General features: G+C 37.2%; 21 protein-coding genes and 2 pseudogenes. 11 read left to right on the forward strand and 12 right to left on the reverse strand.

Going from position 1 to position 20,604, the window contains the following annotated elements; all coding sequences use genetic code 11:
- Positions 1–89: 89 nt before the first annotated feature.
- Genes B8W84_RS00990 through B8W84_RS01000 form a run of 3 tightly spaced genes read left to right on the forward strand, consistent with a single transcriptional unit; the run spans position 90 to position 1,680 of the window.
- Complete coding sequence (locus tag B8W84_RS00990; RefSeq protein ID WP_094751476.1) at positions 90–488, forward strand: DNA polymerase III subunit psi; 399 nt, start codon at positions 90–92, stop codon at positions 486–488.
- Positions 475–927, forward strand: coding sequence for a ribosomal protein S18-alanine N-acetyltransferase (gene rimI, locus B8W84_RS00995; RefSeq protein WP_257797875.1), 453 nt, complete (start codon positions 475–477; stop codon positions 925–927). The genes B8W84_RS00990 and rimI overlap by 14 nt, the downstream gene beginning before the upstream one ends.
- A gap of 9 nt (positions 928–936) precedes the next feature.
- Entirely contained in the window at positions 937–1,680 is a 744-nt protein-coding gene (locus B8W84_RS01000; protein ID WP_094751478.1) for a TrmH family RNA methyltransferase, read from the forward strand.
- On the opposite strand, the gene B8W84_RS01005 is transcribed toward B8W84_RS01000, so the two are convergent.
- Positions 1,660–2,118, reverse strand: coding sequence for a SprT family zinc-dependent metalloprotease (locus B8W84_RS01005; RefSeq protein ID WP_257797876.1), 459 nt, complete (start codon positions 2,116–2,118; stop codon positions 1,660–1,662). The genes B8W84_RS01000 and B8W84_RS01005 overlap by 21 nt on opposite strands.
- 38 nt (positions 2,119–2,156) lie before the next feature.
- Positions 2,157–3,305, reverse strand: coding sequence for a methionine adenosyltransferase (metK, locus tag B8W84_RS01010; RefSeq protein WP_094751480.1), 1,149 nt, complete (start codon positions 3,303–3,305; stop codon positions 2,157–2,159).
- A gap of 113 nt (positions 3,306–3,418) precedes the next feature.
- Here metK and B8W84_RS01015 point away from each other — a divergent pair, with 113 nt between their 5' ends.
- The gene (locus B8W84_RS01015) at positions 3,419–4,324 is read left to right on the forward strand and encodes a peptidoglycan DD-metalloendopeptidase family protein (protein ID WP_257797877.1); all 906 of its coding nucleotides are present in this window, start codon (positions 3,419–3,421) and stop codon (positions 4,322–4,324) included.
- 313 nt (positions 4,325–4,637) lie between these two features.
- Here the strand turns inward: B8W84_RS01015 and rsd are convergent, their stop codons facing one another.
- Positions 4,638–5,111: a sigma D regulator gene (gene rsd / locus B8W84_RS01020; RefSeq protein ID WP_094751556.1), complete on the reverse strand. Its 474-nt coding sequence runs from the start codon at positions 5,109–5,111 to the stop codon at positions 4,638–4,640.
- A gap of 139 nt (positions 5,112–5,250) precedes the next feature.
- Here rsd and nudC point away from each other — a divergent pair, with 139 nt between their 5' ends.
- From nudC to purD, 4 genes are all read left to right on the forward strand, one after another.
- Entirely contained in the window at positions 5,251–6,069 is an 819-nt protein-coding gene (gene nudC, locus B8W84_RS01025) for an NAD(+) diphosphatase (protein ID WP_094751557.1), read from the forward strand.
- A 46-nt stretch (positions 6,070–6,115) separates the two neighbouring features.
- Positions 6,116–7,183 carry a uroporphyrinogen decarboxylase gene (gene hemE / locus B8W84_RS01030; RefSeq protein WP_094751481.1) on the forward strand — a complete coding sequence of 356 codons (1,068 nt, stop codon included), beginning with the start codon at positions 6,116–6,118 and terminating at the stop codon, positions 7,181–7,183.
- A 163-nt stretch (positions 7,184–7,346) separates the two neighbouring features.
- Positions 7,347–8,939 carry a bifunctional phosphoribosylaminoimidazolecarboxamide formyltransferase/IMP cyclohydrolase gene (gene purH / locus B8W84_RS01035; RefSeq protein ID WP_094751482.1) on the forward strand — a complete coding sequence of 531 codons (1,593 nt, stop codon included), beginning with the start codon at positions 7,347–7,349 and terminating at the stop codon, positions 8,937–8,939.
- Positions 8,940–9,084: 145 nt separating this feature from the next.
- Positions 9,085–10,371 carry a phosphoribosylamine--glycine ligase gene (purD, locus tag B8W84_RS01040; RefSeq protein ID WP_094751483.1) on the forward strand — a complete coding sequence of 429 codons (1,287 nt, stop codon included), beginning with the start codon at positions 9,085–9,087 and terminating at the stop codon, positions 10,369–10,371.
- Positions 10,372–10,438: 67 nt separating this feature from the next.
- Here the strand turns inward: purD and B8W84_RS01045 are convergent, their stop codons facing one another.
- From B8W84_RS01045 to acs, 6 genes are all read right to left on the reverse strand, one after another.
- Positions 10,439–10,714, reverse strand: coding sequence for an HU family DNA-binding protein (locus B8W84_RS01045; protein WP_094751484.1), 276 nt, complete (start codon positions 10,712–10,714; stop codon positions 10,439–10,441).
- Positions 10,715–10,889: 175 nt separating this feature from the next.
- Positions 10,890–11,465 (reverse strand): YjaG family protein, encoded by a 576-nt coding sequence (locus tag B8W84_RS01050; protein WP_094751485.1) that lies wholly within the window; start codon positions 11,463–11,465, stop codon positions 10,890–10,892.
- A gap of 407 nt (positions 11,466–11,872) precedes the next feature.
- The gene (gene fis / locus B8W84_RS01055) at positions 11,873–12,172 is read right to left on the reverse strand and encodes a DNA-binding transcriptional regulator Fis (RefSeq protein ID WP_094751486.1); all 300 of its coding nucleotides are present in this window, start codon (positions 12,170–12,172) and stop codon (positions 11,873–11,875) included.
- A 13-nt stretch (positions 12,173–12,185) separates the two neighbouring features.
- A complete protein-coding gene (gene dusB / locus B8W84_RS01060; protein ID WP_094751558.1) occupies positions 12,186–13,145 on the reverse strand; it encodes a tRNA dihydrouridine synthase DusB in 960 nt (319 codons plus the stop codon).
- Positions 13,146–13,280: 135 nt separating this feature from the next.
- Positions 13,281–14,168 carry a 50S ribosomal protein L11 methyltransferase gene (gene prmA, locus B8W84_RS01065; RefSeq protein WP_094751487.1) on the reverse strand — a complete coding sequence of 296 codons (888 nt, stop codon included), beginning with the start codon at positions 14,166–14,168 and terminating at the stop codon, positions 13,281–13,283.
- Between the two features lie 207 nt (positions 14,169–14,375).
- Positions 14,376–16,328, reverse strand: a complete 1,953-nt coding sequence (gene acs, locus B8W84_RS01070; RefSeq protein WP_094751488.1) for an acetate--CoA ligase — start codon at positions 16,326–16,328, stop codon at positions 14,376–14,378.
- Between the two features lie 273 nt (positions 16,329–16,601).
- Between acs and B8W84_RS01075 the strand changes: the two genes are divergently transcribed.
- Complete coding sequence (locus tag B8W84_RS01075) at positions 16,602–17,162, forward strand: hypothetical protein (protein WP_094751489.1); 561 nt, start codon at positions 16,602–16,604, stop codon at positions 17,160–17,162.
- A complete protein-coding gene (locus B8W84_RS01080) occupies positions 17,162–17,542 on the forward strand; it encodes a hypothetical protein (RefSeq protein ID WP_094751490.1) in 381 nt (126 codons plus the stop codon). Before B8W84_RS01075 ends, B8W84_RS01080 begins: the two co-directional genes overlap by 1 nt.
- Positions 17,543–17,671: 129 nt before the next feature.
- On the opposite strand, the pseudogene B8W84_RS08215 reads toward B8W84_RS01080, so the two are convergent.
- Positions 17,672–18,038, reverse strand: a pseudogene (locus B8W84_RS08215) (IS30 family transposase); the annotation flags it as partial.
- A gap of 218 nt (positions 18,039–18,256) precedes the next feature.
- Here B8W84_RS08215 and B8W84_RS01090 point away from each other — a divergent pair.
- Complete coding sequence (locus B8W84_RS01090; RefSeq protein WP_257797878.1) at positions 18,257–19,030, forward strand: Crp/Fnr family transcriptional regulator; 774 nt, start codon at positions 18,257–18,259, stop codon at positions 19,028–19,030.
- Between the two features lie 159 nt (positions 19,031–19,189).
- On the opposite strand, the pseudogene B8W84_RS08080 reads toward B8W84_RS01090, so the two are convergent.
- Positions 19,190–19,477: pseudogene (locus B8W84_RS08080) on the reverse strand (MFS transporter TsgA); the annotation flags it as partial.
- Positions 19,428–20,171 carry a purine-nucleoside phosphorylase gene (gene deoD / locus B8W84_RS01100; RefSeq protein ID WP_094751491.1) on the reverse strand — a complete coding sequence of 248 codons (744 nt, stop codon included), beginning with the start codon at positions 20,169–20,171 and terminating at the stop codon, positions 19,428–19,430. The pseudogene B8W84_RS08080 and the gene deoD, both read right to left, overlap by 50 nt.
- Between the last annotated feature and the right edge of the window lie 433 nt (positions 20,172–20,604).

A 20,604-nucleotide genomic window follows, 5' to 3' on the forward strand; every position in this document is an offset into this window, starting at 1 on the left:
ATATTCGCGTTAATATATATACATGAAGCGATATCGTTTAAGTTATGATTACTGTATATTGCAGTGCCTCATGCATCATAAGGTAGCTTATGCAACATAAAAAAACGTTGTATTTACAAGAAATGGGCATAACCCGTTGGATTTTACGTAATGAGCCACGTTTTGTGTATTTAACACCTCAATTATCTGCCACATTAAATGATTGTGAGTTATTAATCATTTGTGCGAAGCAAGATCGCGAGTCACTTCTATTAACGAATATACTCAAAGCGTTTAATATTAAAACTGAGCAAGTGTATTACTGCACAATGTCAGAATTCTTGCAATTAAAAGCTAATTTCCCCGCCATTATTTGGTCTACACAGGGAGCGATAAGTGGATGTTTCGATGGTTCTATTATTTTAAATTCACCTTCGATAGCGCAGTTATATATGGATGCAAAGAAAAAAAAGAAATTATGGGAAGAATACTGTGATGCGATCACATAATGTGAATATTGTCCCAATGGGGCTTGCCGATATTGCTTGTGTCACAAAAATTGAACACATCGTGCATATATCTCCGTGGTCTGAGAAGATTTTTTTAAGCAATTTTGGCAAACGCTATTTTAATCATGTGTTAGTCGATGGACCGAGAATTATTGGTTATTATGTCGCCAGCTCTGTTGCGGGTGAAGTGACACTGATGAATATTGCAATTACGACCGAAGAGCAGGGGAAAGGTTTTGGAAAGCTTCTTTTACAGTCACTATTAGATACTGCTAAAGATAAAGATGAGCAAGAAATTTGGCTTGAAGTACGTGTTTCAAATAGCAGTGCATGGCGCTTATATCAACAATTAGGATTTGTTGAAGTGGGTAGGCGCCGTGATTATTATCCCTTAGAAAAAGGTCGCGAAGATGCGATTATTATGTGTTGTCACCTTTAGGTTGGAAAAATGATCTCTAAAAATCAGTTAAAACTCATTAAAAGTTTGGAACAAAAAAAACAACGTAAAAAACAAGGTTTATTTATAATTCAAGGTGAAAAGAATGTCGCAGAGCTATTACGCTCTGATTTCATTATCCAACAAATTTTTGCAACAGCGACTTTCATCAATAAAAATAATACGCTGTTATCGACGTTACAACTTGTTCCTTTATGTACAGAAGTGAGTGAAGATGACTTAAAAAAAATGGGCACATTAGTCTCAAATAATAGCGTGTTGGTCGTAGCAAAGTGTAAAACAACGACACTGCCAGATATTGCTCCTCAGGAATTGATCTTAGTGTTAGATAAAGTGGGCGATCCTGGAAATTTAGGGACAATTATTCGTGTTGCAGATTGGTATGGGGTTAAAAATATTGTATGTAGTCCTGATTGTGCCGATTTCTACAACCCTAAAGTGATCGCCGCGAGCATGGGCTCTTTTGCACGAATGAGTGTCAGTCATGTTAATTTAGTCGAGTATTTGTCTCTGCAGGATGCACCTATTTTTGGTGCGTATTTAGAAGGACATAATTTACATAAATACGTGTTACCAGAGAAAGCTTTTATTGTAATGGGTAGTGAATCGCATGGAATTTCAGAAGCGTTACAGCATTTAATAACAGATAAAATTACGATCCCTAATTTTGGTGGTGCAGAGTCGCTTAATGTTGCGATGGCAACGGGCATTATTTTAGATAATTTTAAGCGTTAATTCACTTTGACACTTTTTACAGCGGTATTGAACACCTTTTAATACTTTATTATGTCGACGTATAGTTAAAGGGTGCTCGGTACATAAGCAATGATATAAAAACAATTTCCCTTGTACATTTTTAGTGTCCATGGAATGTGTTGTTTTGGCGTTAAGTGTGAAGACTTTTTGCATTATTTTTTGCCACTCTTTACCATGTGGACGTACCTTACCATACAGAGAAAAGGTAATTAGGTGAGCAACTTCATGTGCAACTATTTGTTGTATAAATTCATCTTTATTTTGGCAATATAAAATAGGATTAAAACGGAGCATATTACGTTGCAAATGAGCGGTCGCAGCCACTTTTCCGCGTTGGTCAAATTGATAGATCGGACGTTTAAAAGGTCGATTAAAAAAGCACTCTGCATCGATGAAACAATCTTCACCTTTTTGCATAAGTACTTTTTTATCTTCTTCTGAGAGCATTCTTTAAATTAGAAAACGTCAGATTTTAACGTTTCAACTTTATCTAAAGCTTCCCAAGGAAACTCTTCACGACCAAAGTGGCCGTATGCTGCGGTAGAAAGGTAAATCGGTTGAATTAAGTCTAACATTTGAATTAGACCGTAAGGGCGAAGATCAAAGTGTTTACGGATCAATTCAATAATACGATCTTTAGGAATTTTTTCGGTTCCGAAGGTCTCAACGCTGATGGATATAGGCTCTGCTATACCGATAGCATAAGAAATTTGAATTTCACAACGATCGGCGAAACCTGCAGCGACTAAATTCTTCGCAACATATCGTGCAGCATAAGCCGCACTACGATCTACTTTCGATGGATCTTTACCCGAGAATGCACCGCCACCGTGACGAGCTGTACCACCGTAGGTGTCAACAATGATTTTACGACCGGTTAAACCACAGTCACCAACGGGTCCACCGATAACAAAACGACCGGTTGGATTTATAAAGAATTTAGTGTGTTTAGACAGTAATTCAGCAGGGAGTACGGGTTTGATTATCTCTTCCATAACCGCTTCAACAAGATCATGGTGCGCTATCTCTTCAGAATGTTGAGTAGATAGAACCACCGCGTCAATACCGACAATGACGCCTTTTTCATACGCAAAAGTGACTTGGCTTTTTGCATCGGGGCGTAACCAATTTAATTTTCCACTTTTACGAACCTCTGCTTGTCGTTTTACTAAGCGATGTGCATAAGTAATCGGCGCTGGCATGTATACTTCCGTTTCATTGCTTGCATAACCAAACATTAAACCTTGATCGCCCGCCCCTTGTTCATGTGGGTCTTCGCGATCAACGCCTTGGTTGATGTCTGGAGATTGTTTACCAATTACATTTAAGATGGCGCATGAATCTGCATCAAAGCCCATTTCAGAGCTGGTATAACCGATTTCACGTATGGTGTCTCGGGTAATTTGTTCGATATCTACCCATGCATCGGTAGTTATCTCTCCACCCACCATCACCATACCGGTTTTAACATAAGTTTCACACGCAACTCGTGCTTTTTTATCTTGCTTTAAAATAGCATCAAGTACCGCATCAGAGATTTGATCGGCAATTTTATCTGGATGACCTTCAGATACAGATTCTGAAGTGAATAAGTCACGTGACATGTGAATTCCTTGAATAGTGAACTAAAATATATTTAGATGTTCTTACATCTAGATGGCTATAGTACATCTGTTACACAAAAAAAGGTAATCTTTTACCGGGCCAGAAGTTGAAAATGCTAATTAATGCTAAAAACAAATTATTAGTATTAAAAGTTATTATTGATAATGCTAACATTCTGACCTTTACGTTTAATGAGGGTGAATATCTTGCGCAATTAGAGACGAAAAAAGGTGTATGGGCGCATAGTTTATATCAAGGTGCTATTTCCGGTAGTTTCTATATCAATGCCATAAATGCGGGTTTATCAGCCGGTCAAATACAGCAAATATCGAATGTATTACAAGAAAAAATTGATTTTAATCGGCAGTTACGCTCCGGGGATAGTTTTAAAGTTCTTATTGCTAAAAATTATATAAATGGTGAGTATAGTTTTGATAGTGAAGTTTTGGCTATCGTACTTAAAACTCGATCTAAAACATACACCGCTTTTTTAAGCGAAGATGGTCGTTATTATGATGATGATGGTTTTGGCTTGAGTAAGGCTTATCGTCGTCTGCCTGTTGATGGAAATCCTCGTATTAGTTCGCCTTTTAATTTAAAACGCTTACACCCTATAACCCACCGAATAAGCCCTCATTTAGGTACTGATTTAGCCGTTATAGTTGGAACCAAAGTTTATGCTATTGCGGATGGTGTTGTTGTTCGTGCGGGTTATCATCCGGCTGCGGGAAATTATGTGGTGATCAAGCATAGTCGTAAATACACAACTCGAGTATTACATTTAAGTAAAATATTAGTACGTAGAGGACAACGAGTTGAAATGGGCGATTTAATTGCTAAGTCGGGTAATACAGGACGTTCTACAGGGCCTCACTTACATTATGAATTTCAAATTTATGGTCGTGCGGTTAATGCAATGAATGTACATTTACCGTCATCAAAAAGCGTTCTTGCAAAAGATAGAAAAGCTTTTAATCTACGTAGAGATCAATATTTAAAAGAGATGCAGGAAATATAATCTTTAATCGGGTTTTATTATTGAATCTGCCATACATAAAGATCGTATTTAAAGGTTATATTAATTTTAAGTACGATCTTTATGGGAGCAGATACTTGCTGAGATAAGAGGATAAAGCGTTTATTAATTTACATTGATAAAGAGAAATCAAAGACTCGTGCCGTTTCTAGTGCGTTGAAGCTTGATATAGTTAACTATCAAGTTGTTGATATTTTAGGGCTTTGTTCTCAACAAGTAATTTAAATTACGTGCTATGGCATATACTTTCAGTAAAGTAATCAAGACATATTAAAGGTTACTGAAAGTATATTTATTAAGCAAGAGTATTGTGTAGCATAACAACACTGAGTAGTTGATCTTCTCGTTCAAAACGTTCTTCCATAAGCTGACCTAATTCTGATAAATCTTTATCAAAGTCTAGTAAGGCCGCATCCGTGGCATTTTCTGAATATTTATCATTAAAATTAAGTGCTGTATCGGTGGTCGTTGTAATGCGTGAGTATAATTCTTGTGCAATTTTAAGGTTTTCTTTTCCATCGAGTTTACATTTTAATATAATCTGCTCATAAATACCAAAGTGACCCGTTGATGCATATTCTAAAAGGGTTTGACAAAAGATTGTCATTTCTTTTTGGCTCGGTAGTTCACGTTTTTTTTGTTGGGCGGGGGATGTGCCTGCAAGTTGACAGTATAAAACAACTAACTTTTGGCGTTTAGCGAGCCAACTATCAATAACATTCAGTGTTCCACCCCATTCTTCTCTTGCTTTATTTATGTTTTCTAACATATTTGCTCCCGTATTATTGTTTTTATTTATATCAAAACTAAATAAAAAAAGTGCAGTCGTCAACTTGAATTTGAGTTTAAGGGGTATCTTCATGTATAACTGTGAGCTAAGCAAAAAACATCAACCAGAAGGATCTCAAATGAGTGAACCAAAAAACAGAATCGAAGAGCAGGGTCGTGCGTGGTGGTTTCTTATTGCGCATCAAAAGATACTCATACAGGATAATAGTGACATGGTTCCTTATGCGAGAATAAGTGCGTTGAATTTACCTATTGAGATACTCGCCAATAAAATAAAAATTGGAGAATATCAATCTCACCCTTGTTATCTGATTGAAGGCGTCGATGCCTCAATTATTGATTTTGGATCCTATGAAGATGCACATATTTTATTGGGCAAAGTGGACAGTGATTTATTTAATATGGTAGGCCGAGCACTACAAGTTTCTTTATTTTACCAAACTCACCAATATTGTGGTCAATGCGGGGAAAAAACGTACCGCATAGAAGAGGAAATAGCCTGCCAATGTGAACAATGTTTGCATCGTTCTTATCCGCGTATTTCGCCATGTATCATTGTCGCTATTCGTAAGAAAAATGAGATATTATTAGCGTTACATCAACGACATTATAAAAATAATGATGCGATTTATACTGTGCTCGCGGGCTTTGCTGAGGCGGGCGAAACATTAGAAAACTGCTTAAAACGTGAAGTTTATGAAGAGGTGGGCATCAAAGTAAAAAACATTCGTTATATACGTAGTCAGCCATGGCCTTTTCCACACTCGCTAATGATGGCGTATATTGCTGAGTATGATTCAGGCGATATTTGTATCGATAAAAATGAAATATATAGCGCGGCTTGGTATCACATCGACAACTTACCGGTATTGCCGAATAAAGGTACGGTTGCTAGAGAATTAATTCACCAAGTATCGGTAGAGTGTGCTTCTTGCTAATATTTAAGTTAGCATATGTATCAATCGAATAATGGGATAAAAAAGAATGACTGAATTAAAAAATGATCGTTATATTCGTGCCTTACTAAAGCAAGAAGTAGATAAAACACCTGTATGGATGATGCGACAAGCGGGACGATATTTACCTGAGTATAAAGAAATCCGTGCACAAGCAGGAGACTTTATGTCTCTTTGTCGTAATGCTGATCTCGCGTGTGAAGTAACCATGCAACCGTTACGTCGATTTGATCTTGATGCCGCAATTCTATTTTCGGATATTTTAACGATTCCCGATGCAATGGGTCTTGGGCTTTATTTTGAAAATGGTGAGGGCCCTAAGTTCGAACGGCCTATATGTTGTAAAAAAGATGTTGATAACTTGATAATGCCTGATCCAGAAGTTGAGTTACAATATGTGATGAATGCTGTTCGTCGTATTAAAAAAGAGCTAAATGGCTCCGTACCTCTTATTGGTTTCTCGGGGAGTCCATGGACCTTAGCAACGTATATGGTTGAAGGTGGTACATCGAAAGCATTCACTAAAATAAAAAAAATGGCATTTGCTGATGGAGAAATCCTACATGCATTACTGGATAAATTATCTGAGAGTGTCATTCAATATTTGAATGCGCAAATTGAAGCTGGTGCACAATCCGTTATGATTTTTGATACATGGGGTGGAGTGTTATCTCCTCGTGATTATGAGCTTTTTTCACTGCAATATATGCATAAAATAGTCGATGGGCTACATCGTACTTATGCGGGTAAAAAAGTGCCTGTGACTCTTTTTACAAAAAATGGGGGGCAGTGGTTAGAAAAGATAGCTGCCACCGGTTGTGACTGTATTGGTTTAGATTGGACCATTGATATAGCTAGTGCGAAAGAACGCGTGGGCGATAAAGTTGCATTACAAGGAAACATGGATCCTTCAATTTTATATGCATCAGAAACACGTATACGCCAAGAAGTTGATATTATATTACAGGGATATGGTAAGGGTGTTGGACATGTTTTTAATTTAGGCCATGGAATTCATCTTGATGTGCCCCCTGAAAATGCCAAAATATTTGTGGATGCTGTCCATGAATTAAGTGTGCCATACCATATACGATAAAATGAAATAATTTTTTGTTTTATCGTCTTTATAACGAAATCTATCCAATGCTCGTTGTGCTCTCGGGAGGGAGCGAGCAAGTTATATCTGTATTACATGAGTTCAAAGCAGCCCTCTTTGGGTTGTTGCTCGAGATTTATTTAACCGAGGAATGTGTAAGAAAATGGAAAATAGCCAACCAATTAAACGCGTGATAATTAGTGTTTCTGATAAAACTGGTATCATCGAGTTTGCGCGTGAATTAACGGAAAGAGGTGTTGCTATCTTATCAACAGGAGGCACTTGCCAGCTACTGTGTGATAATGGAATTAAAGTGACAGAAGTCTCTGACTATACCGGATATCCTGAAATGATGGACGGACGTGTCAAAACATTACATCCCAAAATTCATGGCGGCATTTTAGCTCGTCGCGGTATTGATGAGGCTATCATGCGTGACAACGCAATTGATGCGATTGATATGGTCGTCGTTAATTTGTATCCTTTTGCAGCAACGGTGGCAGATCCAAATTGTACATTAGAAGACGCAATCGAAAACATCGATATAGGTGGGCCGACGATGTTACGTGCAGCTGCAAAAAACCATAAAGATGTCACGGTTATTGTTAATGCAAGTGATTATGCACGTGTACTTCAAGAGATGGATAAAAATGACGGGCATTTAGTTTACCGCACACGTTTTGATTTGGCGATTGTGGCGTATGAGCACTGTGCACAATATGATGGCATGATTGCAAATTATTTCGGTAGTATGGTTCCAAGTTATGGTGAAAATAAAGAGGGTGATGCTGAGTCTATTTTCCCTCGTACTTTCAACATGCAATTTCAGAAAAAACAAGATATGCGTTATGGCGAAAATGCACATCAAAAAGCCGCTTTTTATATTGAGCATGATCTGCAAGATGCATCTGTTTCTACGGCGAAGCAATTACAAGGCAAAGCACTTTCTTATAATAACATTGCAGATACGGATGCTGCATTATCTTGTGTTAAAGAATTTTCAGAACCAGCTTGTGTGATAGTAAAACATGCGAATCCTTGTGGTGTTGCGATGGCTAATTCTATTTTAGAAGCCTATGAAGGTGCTTATAAAACCGATCCAACTTCTGCTTTTGGTGGCATTATTGCCTTTAATCGAGAGTTAGATGCTGATACGGCTGAAGCGATTGTATCGCGTCAATTTGTAGAAGTAATTATTGCTCCCAAAATAAGCCCAGAAGCAGCTCAAATTGTGGCTGCTAAAAAGAACTTACGTTTACTTGAATGCGGGCAACTGAGTAAGCCGAGTGTTGATTTTGATTTTAAACGTGTGAACGGTGGTTTATTAGTACAAGAGCGAGATCTTGGTATGGTAGGTCGTGCTGATTTACGTGTTGTGTCTAAACGTCAACCAACTGAGGCTGAGTTTGCGGACTTGTTATTTAGTTGGAAAGTGGCTAAATACGTAAAATCTAATGCCATTGTTTATGTTAAGAAAAATGCGACAATTGGTGTAGGTGCTGGGCAAATGAGTCGTGTGTACAGTGCAAAAATCGCAGGAATTAAAGCGTCGGATGAAAACTTAGAAGTCGCAGGATCTGTGATGGCATCGGATGCGTTTTTTCCATTCAGAGATGGCATTGATGCGGCGGCTAAAGCCGGCATATCTTGTGTTATTCAACCTGGTGGCTCTATACGAGATGCTGAAATCATCGCTGCTGCGGATGAACATAATATGGCGATGGTCTTTACAGATATGCGCCATTTCCGTCATTAATATTATTTTTATCTTGGATAATACGTGTGGATATATTGATATCTGCACGTTGCAGAATGTCAAAAATGAATAAAGTCCTCTTAGTACATCGACATTATTCCTTTTTAATCGATAGTGAGAGAGTAACATCAGTAAAGGATTTAATATGAATATCTTAATTATTGGTAGTGGTGGGCGAGAGCATGCACTCGCTTGGAAAGTGGCTCAAAATAAACAAGTAGAAAATGTATTCGTCGCGCCAGGTAATGCTGGAAGCGCGCAAGAAAATAAAGTTACAAATATAAATATTGATGCGCAGGATATTACGGCATTAAAGAGCTTTGCTTTACAAAATAATATAGAACTAACAATAGTTGGATCAGAAGGTCCCTTAGTGATGGGTATTGTCGATATATTCCAGGATGCTGGTCTGGCCTGTTTTGGACCAAGTAAAGCGGCTGCGCAGCTAGAAGGCTCTAAAGCCTTTAGTAAAGACTTCTTAGCTAGACATAACATTCCAAGTGCATCTTATAGAAACTTTACGGAAATTGCGCCTGCCTTAGCTTACGTACGCGCACAAGGGGCTCCGATTGTTATTAAGGCTGACGGCTTAGCCGCCGGGAAAGGTGTAATCGTCGCACTTACCTTAGCCGAAGCCGAAAAGGCTGTGCAAGATATGTTAGCAGGTAATGTTTTCGGGGAAGCTGGGCACCGAGTTGTTATCGAAGAGTTTTTAGAGGGTGAAGAAGTTTCTTTTATTGTGTTGGTTGATGGTAAAAACATTGTTGAGTTGGCGACAAGCCAAGATCATAAACGTGTTGGAGAGGGTGATCTAGGGCCAAATACGGGAGGTATGGGCGCTTATTCACCGGCACCGGTGGTGACGCCTGATATGCATCAACACATTATGCAAACCGTCATTCGTCCTACGGTCGATGGCATGGCTGCAGAAGGTAATACCTATACAGGATTTCTTTATGCTGGACTAATGATTCAAGCGGATGGCACTGCAAAAGTGATTGAATATAATTGCCGTTTAGGCGACCCTGAAACACAACCTATTTTATTACGTATGCGTTCTGATTTAGTGGCATTATGTTTAGCGGGCGTTAATGGCGAGTTAGATGGGATGCAAGCGCAGTTCGATGATAGAGCTGCTGTTGGTGTTGTATTGGCCGCTAAGGGTTACCCTGCTCATTATGCGAAAGGTTTATCCATATCTGCACTTCCAAAAGATAGTGATGATTTAAAAGTCTTTCATGCGGGGACGAAAAGAGGTTCTGAGCAGTTGCTCAGTGATGGAGGCCGTGTACTGTGTGCGACCGCATTAGGTATTGACGTTACACAAGCGCAAAAGAAAGCGTATGCACTTTGCCAACAGATAGATGCTCCGGATTTATTTTATCGTAATGATATAGCGTATCGTGCGGTGGCACGAGAAGCATTAAAGTAACTGAATCAAAAAGCAAAAAAAATGAGCCATAAAGGCTCATTTTTTTTGCTTAAAACTAAAGAGATATTTAGTGATTTACTGATTCTTTTAATGCTTTGCCTGCAACAAAGGTAGGTACATTCGCCGCCTTAATTTGGATATCCTCACCAGTTTGTGGGTTTCGGCCAATACGTGCAGCTCGGTGATTTACTTTAAATGTACCAAAGCCGATTAATTGTACTGGCTCACCATCTTTTAAGCTATCGGTGATACTAGCAAGAATTTGCTCTACAGCAGCTTTAGCTTGCACTTTAGTAAGTTCTGATTTTTCTGCGATTTGTGCAACAAGTTGAGTTTTGTTCATCGATATATTTCCATTATTATAAGTTATTAAATTTAGCTTTATATAAAGTAAAGACTATTAACGAATGTATTGCATATCAGCCATATAAGTAAAGGTTAAATATGTTAAATACCTTATTTATAATTATTATTTGGTTTTATTGTGTTAAAAATCACAAAAAGTATAATAAATAGTATTAATTATAAGCGATACCTAAATTTGTAGATCCTTGCTCTATGACAAACTGTCGAATACTTTTAATTAATTCAGGACTACGTAAGTTATCGAGTTTTATTAATAGTTCCTTTTGAAAGGCAAGTTGTGTTTGGAAAAGCATTGTTTCTTTTAATTGTATTTCACTCAGCTCACTTTGTTGTAGTTCAATAAAGCTGGCAATAGTGGAAAAAGCGGTTTGACTCGCATTAAGAGCTTCTTCGCTGGACTTATTGATAAAAGAATTGAAGGTACAACTTAATATAACGCAGTGATCGATAGCGGGATAGACACCATAAAAATCAAAATCGGCGGCGTTCGGGATTATTTCATCAAAAGCTTCTTGTTGTATTGCAAAATTTACTTTTGAACCTTTGTTGATCATTTTATCCCAGAATAACTGGTTATAAAGATCTATTTTTTGTGTATTATTACTTTCAATGGCTTCACAAAAAAGATGAAAATGTAAACGAGACTGTTCACTTAAGGCCATACAAAAAACACGTTGTTGCCAGTTTTGTAAATTTGTTAATTGTTGGTTAATGGGTAATGAAAGCATATTTTTCCTAAACTAAAAGAAGAAAGTAATGATACCTATGGGAAAGGCGATATAGTTACACATTATATAAAAGCATAAAGGGGGCTCTATTACTCTATATTGATAATTCGTTAAAGTCTGAGCCAATTTAGCCGAGTGTTAACAGGAAGAAGAAAAGTAGAGTATAGCGAACTTTATTAAAAGCTACTCTATTTAATACGTTAATATTAATGAGTAATGACGATAACTGATGTGTTAATTCACTCATTGTAGTCATTTTACCGCTAAAAACCGCAAGGTGTCGATGTTTTTTCTCGGATGTAAATTTAGACAATAAGTCTGACAACTTTATTTTTTAATCGGGATGTTTCGATTTTATCATAAATAAAAAAGCGACTATTGTCGCTATTTTTATTTATGATAAAATATTAACCCATACCATATTTTTTTAATTTTTTACGTAGAGTGCCTCGGTTAATACCTAACATTGTTGCTGCGCGTGTTTGGTTGCCACGTGTATATTGCATGATAATATCTAACATCGGGGCTTCTACTTCGGATAAAACGAGCTCATAGAGCTCTGTTGTATCTTGACCATTAAGTTGTGCAACGTAGCCTGAAACGGCTTGGCGTACTGAATCTCGTAATGGTTTTTGAGTTATTTGCCCTGTAGCAGGAATACTAGAGGTGGTTATAAGTGCTTCTTGGTGAATATTTTGTTCAAACATGGGTATTAACTCTTTAATTATTTAAATAAGTTTCTAATATTATTAATTGTGTTTTCGCACAATCAATACGATTAAATTGTTGTCTAAAGCAACTAAACGTGTCTTGCGCTTGTAAATACCAACCTACATGCTTCCTAGCAATACGAGGGCCCATTATTTCTCCGTAAAAAGCATGTAACGCTTGTACATGCTGTAAGAGTATTTGGGCCACTTCCATTTTTCCCAGAGGAGGTTTTTTCTCGCCTGTTTTTAAGTAGTGGTCTATTTCATTGAATATCCAAGGAGCACCTTGTGCACCTCGTCCAATCATAATGGCATCTGCACCAGTGTACTCAAGCACATATTTTGCTTTTTCTACGCTGTTGATATCACCATTCGCAATAACAGGAATTGTTACGTTTTCTTTAATTATTTTTATTGTATCGTATTCAGCCTCACCTTTATAAAGGCATTGCCGAGTACGACCATGCACAGCAAGTGCTTGGATACCAGACTGTTGAGCAATTTGAGCGATTTGCAGACCATTTCTAGTTTCAGGATCCCAGCCAGTTCGAATCTTTAAAGTTACAGGTACATCAACCGCATCAACCACACTTTCTAAAATTGCTTGTACTAGTTTAGGGTGAGGCAATAAAGCTGATCCTGCTTTTTTCTTATTCACTTTTTTGGCGGGACAACCCATATTAATATCAATAATCTGTGCGCCTCTATGCACACATTCTTGTGCCGCTCTAGCCATTTCACGGGGCTCAGCTCCAGCTATTTGCACGGAGCGAAGACCTGATTCATTGTGCTGATCCATTCTTAATCTAGATTTTTTACTATTCCATACACGCGGATTAGAAGACAACATCTCTGAGACTGCCAAGCCGGCACCCAATTTCCTACAAAGTTCACGGAAAGGTAGATCAGTTACCCCAGCCATAGGTGCTAGAATAAGATTGTTATCTAATTGATATTGCCCAATGCGCATATAATGAACGTTCTCTAAGTCAAGGGCGCGTAGTGTACGCATTTTTACACCGATAATAAAGGTTAATAATTGACCATTTGCAAATTATTTGTCTTGCAAATTCAACAACATTAAGATCTTGTTTTTTCTACAATGTTATACGCATCTTTTAACACCGGAAAGTTGAGCCCATTCTTGTTCAATATTCGCCGGTTTCATTACAAACCATTTGCTGTAAACTCCAATTAATTCATCAGCTTGAGAGTCAAGTATGCCCGAGAGTGCGAGGCTGCCTTGAGCACTTACAAGTGCTTCAATTTGAGTCGATAATTGACGAAGAGGGCCTGCGAGAATATTTGCGACTAAAACATCGGCTTGGATCCCAACTGGGAGATCGTCAGGTAAATACAGTTCAAGTTGTTCAGATACACCATTTCGAGTGGCATTATCTCGACTTGCTGTAATAGCTTGTGGGTCGATATCAATACCGATTACGCGTTTAGCGCCTAATTTGAGTGCTGCAATGGCTAAAATACCAGAGCCACAACCAAAATCGATGATCACTTTATCACGTAAATCTTGACCTTCAAGCCATGTTAGGCAAAGTGCGGTTGTTGGGTGTGTGCCCGTACCAAATGCGAGACCGGGATCAAGCAGTACATTCACTGCATTTTCATCGGGAATAGGTTTCCAACTTGGGCAAATCCATAAGCGTTTACCAAATTGCATCGGATGGAAATTGTCCATCCATTCACGCTCCCAGTCCTTATCTTCTAAAGGCTCAATTTTGTAAGCAAAATCATTATCTATAAGCGGGCTAGTTTTGAGTTCTTTAATAATGGATTGCATGTCCGAATCTGCTTCAAAAAGACCTGTAATATCAGTGTCACCCCAAAGTCGTGTTTCCCCCGGTAAGGGTTCAAAGACCGGTGTATCTTTTGCATCTGTAAAGGTGGCTGAAAGCGCCCCGTTTTGCATTAATAACTCACCAATTGCTTCGGCATTTTTAGCGTTTGCATTAAGTTTTAATTGTATCCAAGGCATGATTCATTCCATAAAAAAGTGTTAAGGGCGCAACAATACAGGGGATAAGTTGATTATACCAATTTATCCGTACGTGGAAGCACTTCGCTTTGCATGATGTGACCACCTATACTGGTTTGTTATTTTTGATCTGTGGACTTCCCACATTTCACTAGACAGTTTTTAATTCAGAATAATACGCGTCTAAAGTCTGCACTGATATATGGGTTATTTACTAATGATTTTGTGCTCTTCAAGAAGCCTATAAACCACAGATTGATTTGCGAGTGTTGAGGTGTCTCCGAGTTGATATCCGTCACCATTTGCTATCTTGCGTAGTATGCGCCGCATTATTTTACCAGATCGTGTTTTTGGAAGATCTTGAGTACAGTGTAGAATCTCGGGGATTGCAAGAGATCCAAGTTCTTCGCGCACACATTGTTTTATTTCAGTTTGCAAATTGTTATCATTAAGGGTGTTAGGCGTCAGTGCAATATACGCATAAATACATTGTCCTTTTTTGTCATGTGGAATACCAACAACCGCCGCCTCGATAACGTTAGGATGCGTTAGTAATGCACTTTCTATTTCAGCTGTTCCCATTCGATGCCCTGATACATTCAATACATCATCAATTCTTCCTGTGATCCAATAATATCCATCTTTATCTCTTCTTGCTCCATCGCCTGTAAAATACATACCTTTATATTTTGAAAAATAAGTGTTTTCAAAATGTTTATGATTATTAAATAAAGTACGCATTTGACCGGGCCAGCTCTCTAGTATTACTAGAGAGCCTTCACCCTCGCCTTTTAAAATCTTACCCTCTTTATCCACTAAAGCAGGTTGTATTCCAAAGAAAGGGCGTGTTGCTGAGCCCGGTTTTAAATCTGTTGCGCCAGGAAGTGGCGTAATTAATATTCCTCCGGTTTCGGTCTGCCACCACGTATCGACAATGGGGCAAGAGCGATTACCCATTTCATTATAATACCAAAGCCATGCTTCAGGGTTAATCGGCTCACCCACTGATCCAAGTATACGTAAAGATTTTCGAGAGGTCCCTTCGGTTGCTTTCTGTCCTGCTGCCATTAATGCCCGTATCACGGTGGGAGCTGTATAGAGTAAAGTCACTTGATATTTATCGATGATTTGGCTCATTCGAGCGGGGGTGGGGTAGTTAGGTACACCTTCAAATAAAAGAGTAGTGGCCCCATTTGCTAGTGCACCATAGATAGTATAGCTGTGACCAGTTATCCAACCAACGTCCGCGCTACACCAATAAATATCATCTTCTTGATAATCAAAAACATATTTAAAGGTTAAAGCCACATAAACGAGATAGCCTCCAGTTGTATGTAAAACTCCTTTCGGAGTGCCGGTTGAACCGGAGGTATATAGAATAAAGAGAGGATCTTCAGATGCCATTATTTCGGGTTCACAATGAGTAAGTTGCGGATGACAAATATTATCCCAATCGAGATCTCGATGATTTTCCCAGTTTATTTTTGCGCCTGTATTTTTAAACACAATGACTTTTTTAACGCACTCTGTTTTTTCTTTTTGTAGGGCTTTATCTACATTTTCTTTAAGATTAAGGACGCGTCCGCCTCTGCGAGCTTGATCTGCTGTTATTAGGAGTTTAGTTTGACTATCGATAACTCTTGAGGCAATCGCTTCTGCGGAGAATCCAGCAAAAATAACGGAATGTACAGCCCCGATTCGGCTACAAGCGAGCATCGCGATGGCAGCTTCAGGGATCATTGGCATATATAAACAGACAACATCTCCTTTTTTAATGCCTTGTGCGCGTAATGCATTTGCAAACTGACATACTCGCGCATGTAATTCCTTGTAGGTGATACGTTGCTCTTCTCCAATTTCATCACCTTCCCATAATATCGCGATTTTATCGCCATATTTCTCTAAATGCCTATCTAAACAATTCACTGAAACATTAAGTTGGCCATCTTCAAACCATTTGATACTAATATTTCCTGGTTCAAAAGAGCTATTTTTAACTTTAGTATAAGGTTTAAACCACTCTAATATTTTACCTTTTTCATTCCAAAAAGCATCTGCATCATTAATTGACTTTGCGTATTCACTTAAATAAGAGTTGTTGTTGAATAAACTTTGATTAGCACGAGCTTGGGAAACAGGATAATTTTTTTTGGTTATCATATGTACTCCATTAATTCGAGACGTTCAGGTATATTTAGTGGTTTTGTTCATCATTAAGCGATAAGTGTAGATGTCAATTTTAAAAGAAGAGGAGCAGAGATCTAATTGTTAATAAAAAGTTAGTGAAAAGTTAATGAAAAAGGCCTTTGTAAAGGGATAGTATTTAATTTTTATGTGAAGTATATGTAATCATACAATAATTCTTATTAATAAGTATTTTCCTAAAAAAATACTAAACTTAAATTTACTAGGCATAAAAAGGATATAGAGCGCATGTTTATACGCACACAAGGAAAGGTGCATTTAAGAGGAACTTTTTATAAAAAACAGAAAGGTTTCGCTATTTTTACTCTGGTTACTTTATTAACTATGGCCTGTCTTACTTTTAGTTTAAAAATGGTTTCTATAGTGCGATGGGAAAATCAACGTTTAGGCGATAACTTTCGTAGTCTAGAAGCGTTTATTAATGCAGAATCAGGTATGAATCTTCTTTTGTCGCAGTTAGTCTCAGTCTCTGGCACGCAACGAATTACAACGTATTTAGATAAATCCTGCCATTTTGCAAATATAAAAAACTGTTTACCTTATATTGAAAATAATGAGCCACCTTTCACGTTGATTTTATCTTGGCGCCACGATAAGACGATAGAATTTATATCAATGGGAGCGTCTAAAGATGGTCAAGCACATAAAAAAATACATATTAATGTTAAATTTTCCAATGATATCTCGGATTGTAGTAGTGGATTTGAAAATAGAGGCAAGGTAGTCAATCTAGATAATTATATTGGAGGTTGTTATCGTATAGTCCCTTTAACATGGAGAGATTTTTAATGTTTAAATCACGTGTTATAGGCATTTCTTTTATAGAAATATTAGTTTCATTATGGGTTGTGAGCTTAGCTATATTGAGTACTTTAGGCCTGCAAAAATCATTAAATACCCAACAAAGTAATAATATGTCATATGTTGGTGCATTGTCCTTATTTAATGACCAGTTTGCCAGTATATTTAATGCTTCTACAGTGCATATTTCTCTAAAGGAAGAGGTATATGTCCTAGGACAGACACAATATAGGATAAATAAAGAAATTAAGCATATCTCGATTTACGATCAAAATATGTCGGCAATAAAAATTAGTATATATTGGTTAGATTTTAATGCACAAGAAAAAGTATATTCCCTGACTAAGTTAATCCGGAAAATCCCATGAAAGTATAAACAAACGATTCCATTTATACTTTTGTGACTCAAATATATTGATTTAAAGTTGTTTTTTATAAATTATGATAATTTTAAGGCAGATTCAATGTTGCAGTGCATAATCACTAAGTAGCGATAGCTACCGATGCTCCGCTATGGGTTTGGCTGGTGTTTTTTTATTAAGTTTTTTTGTCTATCATTCATCTTCAATTACTGATTGCGATGTTTTTTAAAATCCGTTAATGTTGGAATGTATTGCAGTAACAGGCCGTTGGTATTTTCATTAAAGCCCAGTTGTCACGAGCAATAAGGATCTGCGAAGTAAACGCCACCCCTTTAAAGGGCTGTAATAGAGAAATAGTCGTTGCAGTCATTGATCTCGCTGATTTGTCGTCAACCCGCATAGATACTGTAAAACTGGTTTTCCGTTCGACAATAGTGACCAGTGCACCACCGTGGCCTTTGCCAATAACCAAGTCAATTTCCCAATCGCCAATTCTATTTTGACTCAACCCTATTTTCTTTAAGGCATAAATCTGGCATCTTAGCTCATAGGTCAGTTGTTTATATGTTTTCATTGTTGCATCTCTTGCCGGAGAAAAAGTGATTAGCATATATTCAGCTGACCACTTTTTCTACCTATTCAAGTTATGTACTTATTATTTGAATCTAAGAGATTAAGAATGTTATTGATAATACAAAAGAGATTGGTTAAGGAACGTTGATGAATGATCCGGTATGTTTTTCCTCACATTCGGATTATCATGTTCAACTAAAGTGTCAATTAGCTATATCTAAAGTTATTTTTGAGGTGAAAATGCAATTAAAATCTCTGCAAAAAAGTAGATATTGCCAATTATGGGAAGATGAACATAACTTGATAGAAAGTGTTATTAAAAAATGTATTATTGAGCATAAAATTATAGAGGATGGGACATTATTATTGACTCAAGGTAAGTGTATTAGCTCACTGATTCTGGTTGAAAGTGGCCTTGTTTCTATGGGATATACAGCAAGAAATGGGCGCTCATTTCAACTTGGAACAATGAATTGTGATAACCAAATCTTTGGCGAAATGGAATTTTTTACGGATTATCCGTGTCAGATGGATATAAAAGCTAAAGAAGCATTAACCATTTCTGTTATCAGCTTTGAAAAGTTACATCAGGCAATGATAGAGCATCCAACCATTGCACTTTTCTTTGCTAGTGCTATTGCGATAGATTATCAAGATACAATTGATATTTTTCTTCGTCGAATGCTACATACTATAGTATATAATGTAGCTCATGATTTGTACCATCAATTACTTGATGATCAGCCAGTTAGTGGCTTTAATAAAGGATATCTAGAGGCTGAACGATTTGGCACTACAGATAGAGTTTATCGAAGAGCACTTAAAAACCTAGAAGAGTTAGGCTTGATTAGAAAAGATAAAAACATAATCCACATTGATAATATTGAAAAGCTAAAGTTATATGTTGAGCGGGGAGAGTAATAGTATAAATTTTATTTAGCCCAGTTTATATTCTTAAATAAAACTTAAATTCAGCTGTTTATCGTTCATTAAAGCAATTTTCTTTGATGAGAAAATCGACGAACTATAACAGCTGATCATATAATCTGAGAAATTAAACTTATTTATCTGATTTCAGGATTAGATTGTTTCAGCTTTATTATAAGTTTTTATTTTACTCGATATTAATAGTAAACTGAGAATAATAACGTATATGAATGGAATTCCATACATAACGGTTTGTAAACTAAAAATACGCTCTAAAATGGAGCTGATAGCAGGGCTGAACATCGCTCCTGCACTACCACTAATCAAAATGAAGGACACATTTTTACTACTTGCGTTCTTCACAAAAGATACTCCGTAAGCAATGAAAGCATTATATAGTGCCGCACAAGAAAAACCATAACCATAAGTTAAGTAAGACATCCGTTTCTAATGCTATTTCAATCATTTGATTAAATGATAATTGGCGCTCTTCAGAGGATGTTTCTTCATTTGTTAAACAATGGTCGGATACGGTTAAAATAGCTAAAGCTTCAATTCCGTATTGATGAGCTAAGCCATAAAGCCCTGCAACTTCCATATCAATCCCAAGGACACCGAAGCGCTCGAGTGCAGGGATCATATCTTCATCTGGATCGTAATATAAATCGCCACTAAAAACATTTCCAACTTTTACTTCTACATTTTTTTTAGATGCAATATTAAAGGCTTTATTTAGGAGTTCAAAAGTGGCGGATGTCGCCATATTATAACCACTGCTTCGTTTCATATTCGTTGGTGAATCCGTTCCAGCCGCTTGTGCTAAAATGACGTCCCGCATTTTCACATGTCTTTGTGTTGCTCCTAGGCTACCAACTCGAATAATTCGCTTCACATTGAAATAATTAATTAATTCATGGGCATAAAGAACCATTGATGGGATTCCCATACCGTGACCCATCACAGAAATACGTTTTCCTTGATAGTATCCTGTGTATCCGAGCATATTTCTAACATTACAGACATTAGTAGTATTTGTTAGGTATGTTTCTGCAATATACTTTGCTCTTAAGGGATCTCCGGGCATAATAACAGTTTCAGAAAAGTCTGTTGGTAGTGCATTGATATGAGCTGTCATGTAAGTATTCTCTTTAGTTTGTTTGAGCGAATACTAATGGAAGGCGGGATTAATTCTTTAGGACTAAAGTCCGGATCATTCGTTTACTCTCATTTAGAATCAATTGATTTGTAAGAGTAATATATTTCATTGTGTTGTACTGAAGTATTCAATTAAGCCAACATAGATAAAGAGCCAAAAATATAAAAATGCAAGGCTACATAGGGAAACAAAAAGGTACTATATATTTATCGGATTAATAGTGTACGGTAAGATATGAAAAATAAGGATGTTATCAATGTTTTTTATAGGTACGCAAATGATAAATCGTGGGCTAAATACCCGGTTTAAATAGTTTGTAATAGTTATTATTCTCTTATTTCGTTTGTTGATATGCATTCTAAATGATAGGCAACAACCGTATATCACATCGTTTTTTATAGATTGTTAAGTG

The sequence above is a fragment of the Psychromonas sp. CD1 genome (genome assembly GCF_002239585.1).
Classification (GTDB): Bacteria; Pseudomonadota; Gammaproteobacteria; order Enterobacterales; family Psychromonadaceae; genus Psychromonas.

Coding starts and splice junctions, on each gene's coding strand:
- deoD (WP_094751491.1), bottom strand. CDS start 20,171: ATGACAGCTCATATCAATGCACTACCAACAGACTTTTCTGAAACTGTT.
- purH (WP_094751482.1), top strand. CDS start 7,347: ATGGAAAATAGCCAACCAATTAAACGCGTGATAATTAGTGTTTCTGAT.
- nudC (WP_094751557.1), top strand. CDS start 5,251: ATGAGTGAACCAAAAAACAGAATCGAAGAGCAGGGTCGTGCGTGGTGG.
- dusB (WP_094751558.1), bottom strand. CDS start 13,145: ATGCGCATTGGGCAATATCAATTAGATAACAATCTTATTCTAGCACCT.
- hemE (WP_094751481.1), top strand. CDS start 6,116: ATGACTGAATTAAAAAATGATCGTTATATTCGTGCCTTACTAAAGCAA.
- B8W84_RS01075 (WP_094751489.1), top strand. CDS start 16,602: ATGTTTATACGCACACAAGGAAAGGTGCATTTAAGAGGAACTTTTTAT.
- fis (WP_094751486.1), bottom strand. CDS start 12,172: ATGTTTGAACAAAATATTCACCAAGAAGCACTTATAACCACCTCTAGT.
- rimI (WP_257797875.1), top strand. CDS start 475: ATGCGATCACATAATGTGAATATTGTCCCAATGGGGCTTGCCGATATT.
- B8W84_RS01080 (WP_094751490.1), top strand. CDS start 17,162: ATGTTTAAATCACGTGTTATAGGCATTTCTTTTATAGAAATATTAGTT.
- acs (WP_094751488.1), bottom strand. CDS start 16,328: ATGATAACCAAAAAAAATTATCCTGTTTCCCAAGCTCGTGCTAATCAA.
- B8W84_RS01000 (WP_094751478.1), top strand. CDS start 937: ATGATCTCTAAAAATCAGTTAAAACTCATTAAAAGTTTGGAACAAAAA.
- B8W84_RS01005 (WP_257797876.1), bottom strand. CDS start 2,118: ATGCAAAAAGGTGAAGATTGTTTCATCGATGCAGAGTGCTTTTTTAAT.
- prmA (WP_094751487.1), bottom strand. CDS start 14,168: ATGCCTTGGATACAATTAAAACTTAATGCAAACGCTAAAAATGCCGAA.
- B8W84_RS01015 (WP_257797877.1), top strand. CDS start 3,419: ATGCTAATTAATGCTAAAAACAAATTATTAGTATTAAAAGTTATTATT.
- B8W84_RS01045 (WP_094751484.1), bottom strand. CDS start 10,714: ATGAACAAAACTCAACTTGTTGCACAAATCGCAGAAAAATCAGAACTT.
- purD (WP_094751483.1), top strand. CDS start 9,085: ATGAATATCTTAATTATTGGTAGTGGTGGGCGAGAGCATGCACTCGCT.
- metK (WP_094751480.1), bottom strand. CDS start 3,305: ATGTCACGTGACTTATTCACTTCAGAATCTGTATCTGAAGGTCATCCA.
- B8W84_RS01050 (WP_094751485.1), bottom strand. CDS start 11,465: ATGCTTTCATTACCCATTAACCAACAATTAACAAATTTACAAAACTGG.
- rsd (WP_094751556.1), bottom strand. CDS start 5,111: ATGTTAGAAAACATAAATAAAGCAAGAGAAGAATGGGGTGGAACACTG.
- B8W84_RS00990 (WP_094751476.1), top strand. CDS start 90: ATGCAACATAAAAAAACGTTGTATTTACAAGAAATGGGCATAACCCGT.
- B8W84_RS01090 (WP_257797878.1), top strand. CDS start 18,257: ATGAATGATCCGGTATGTTTTTCCTCACATTCGGATTATCATGTTCAA.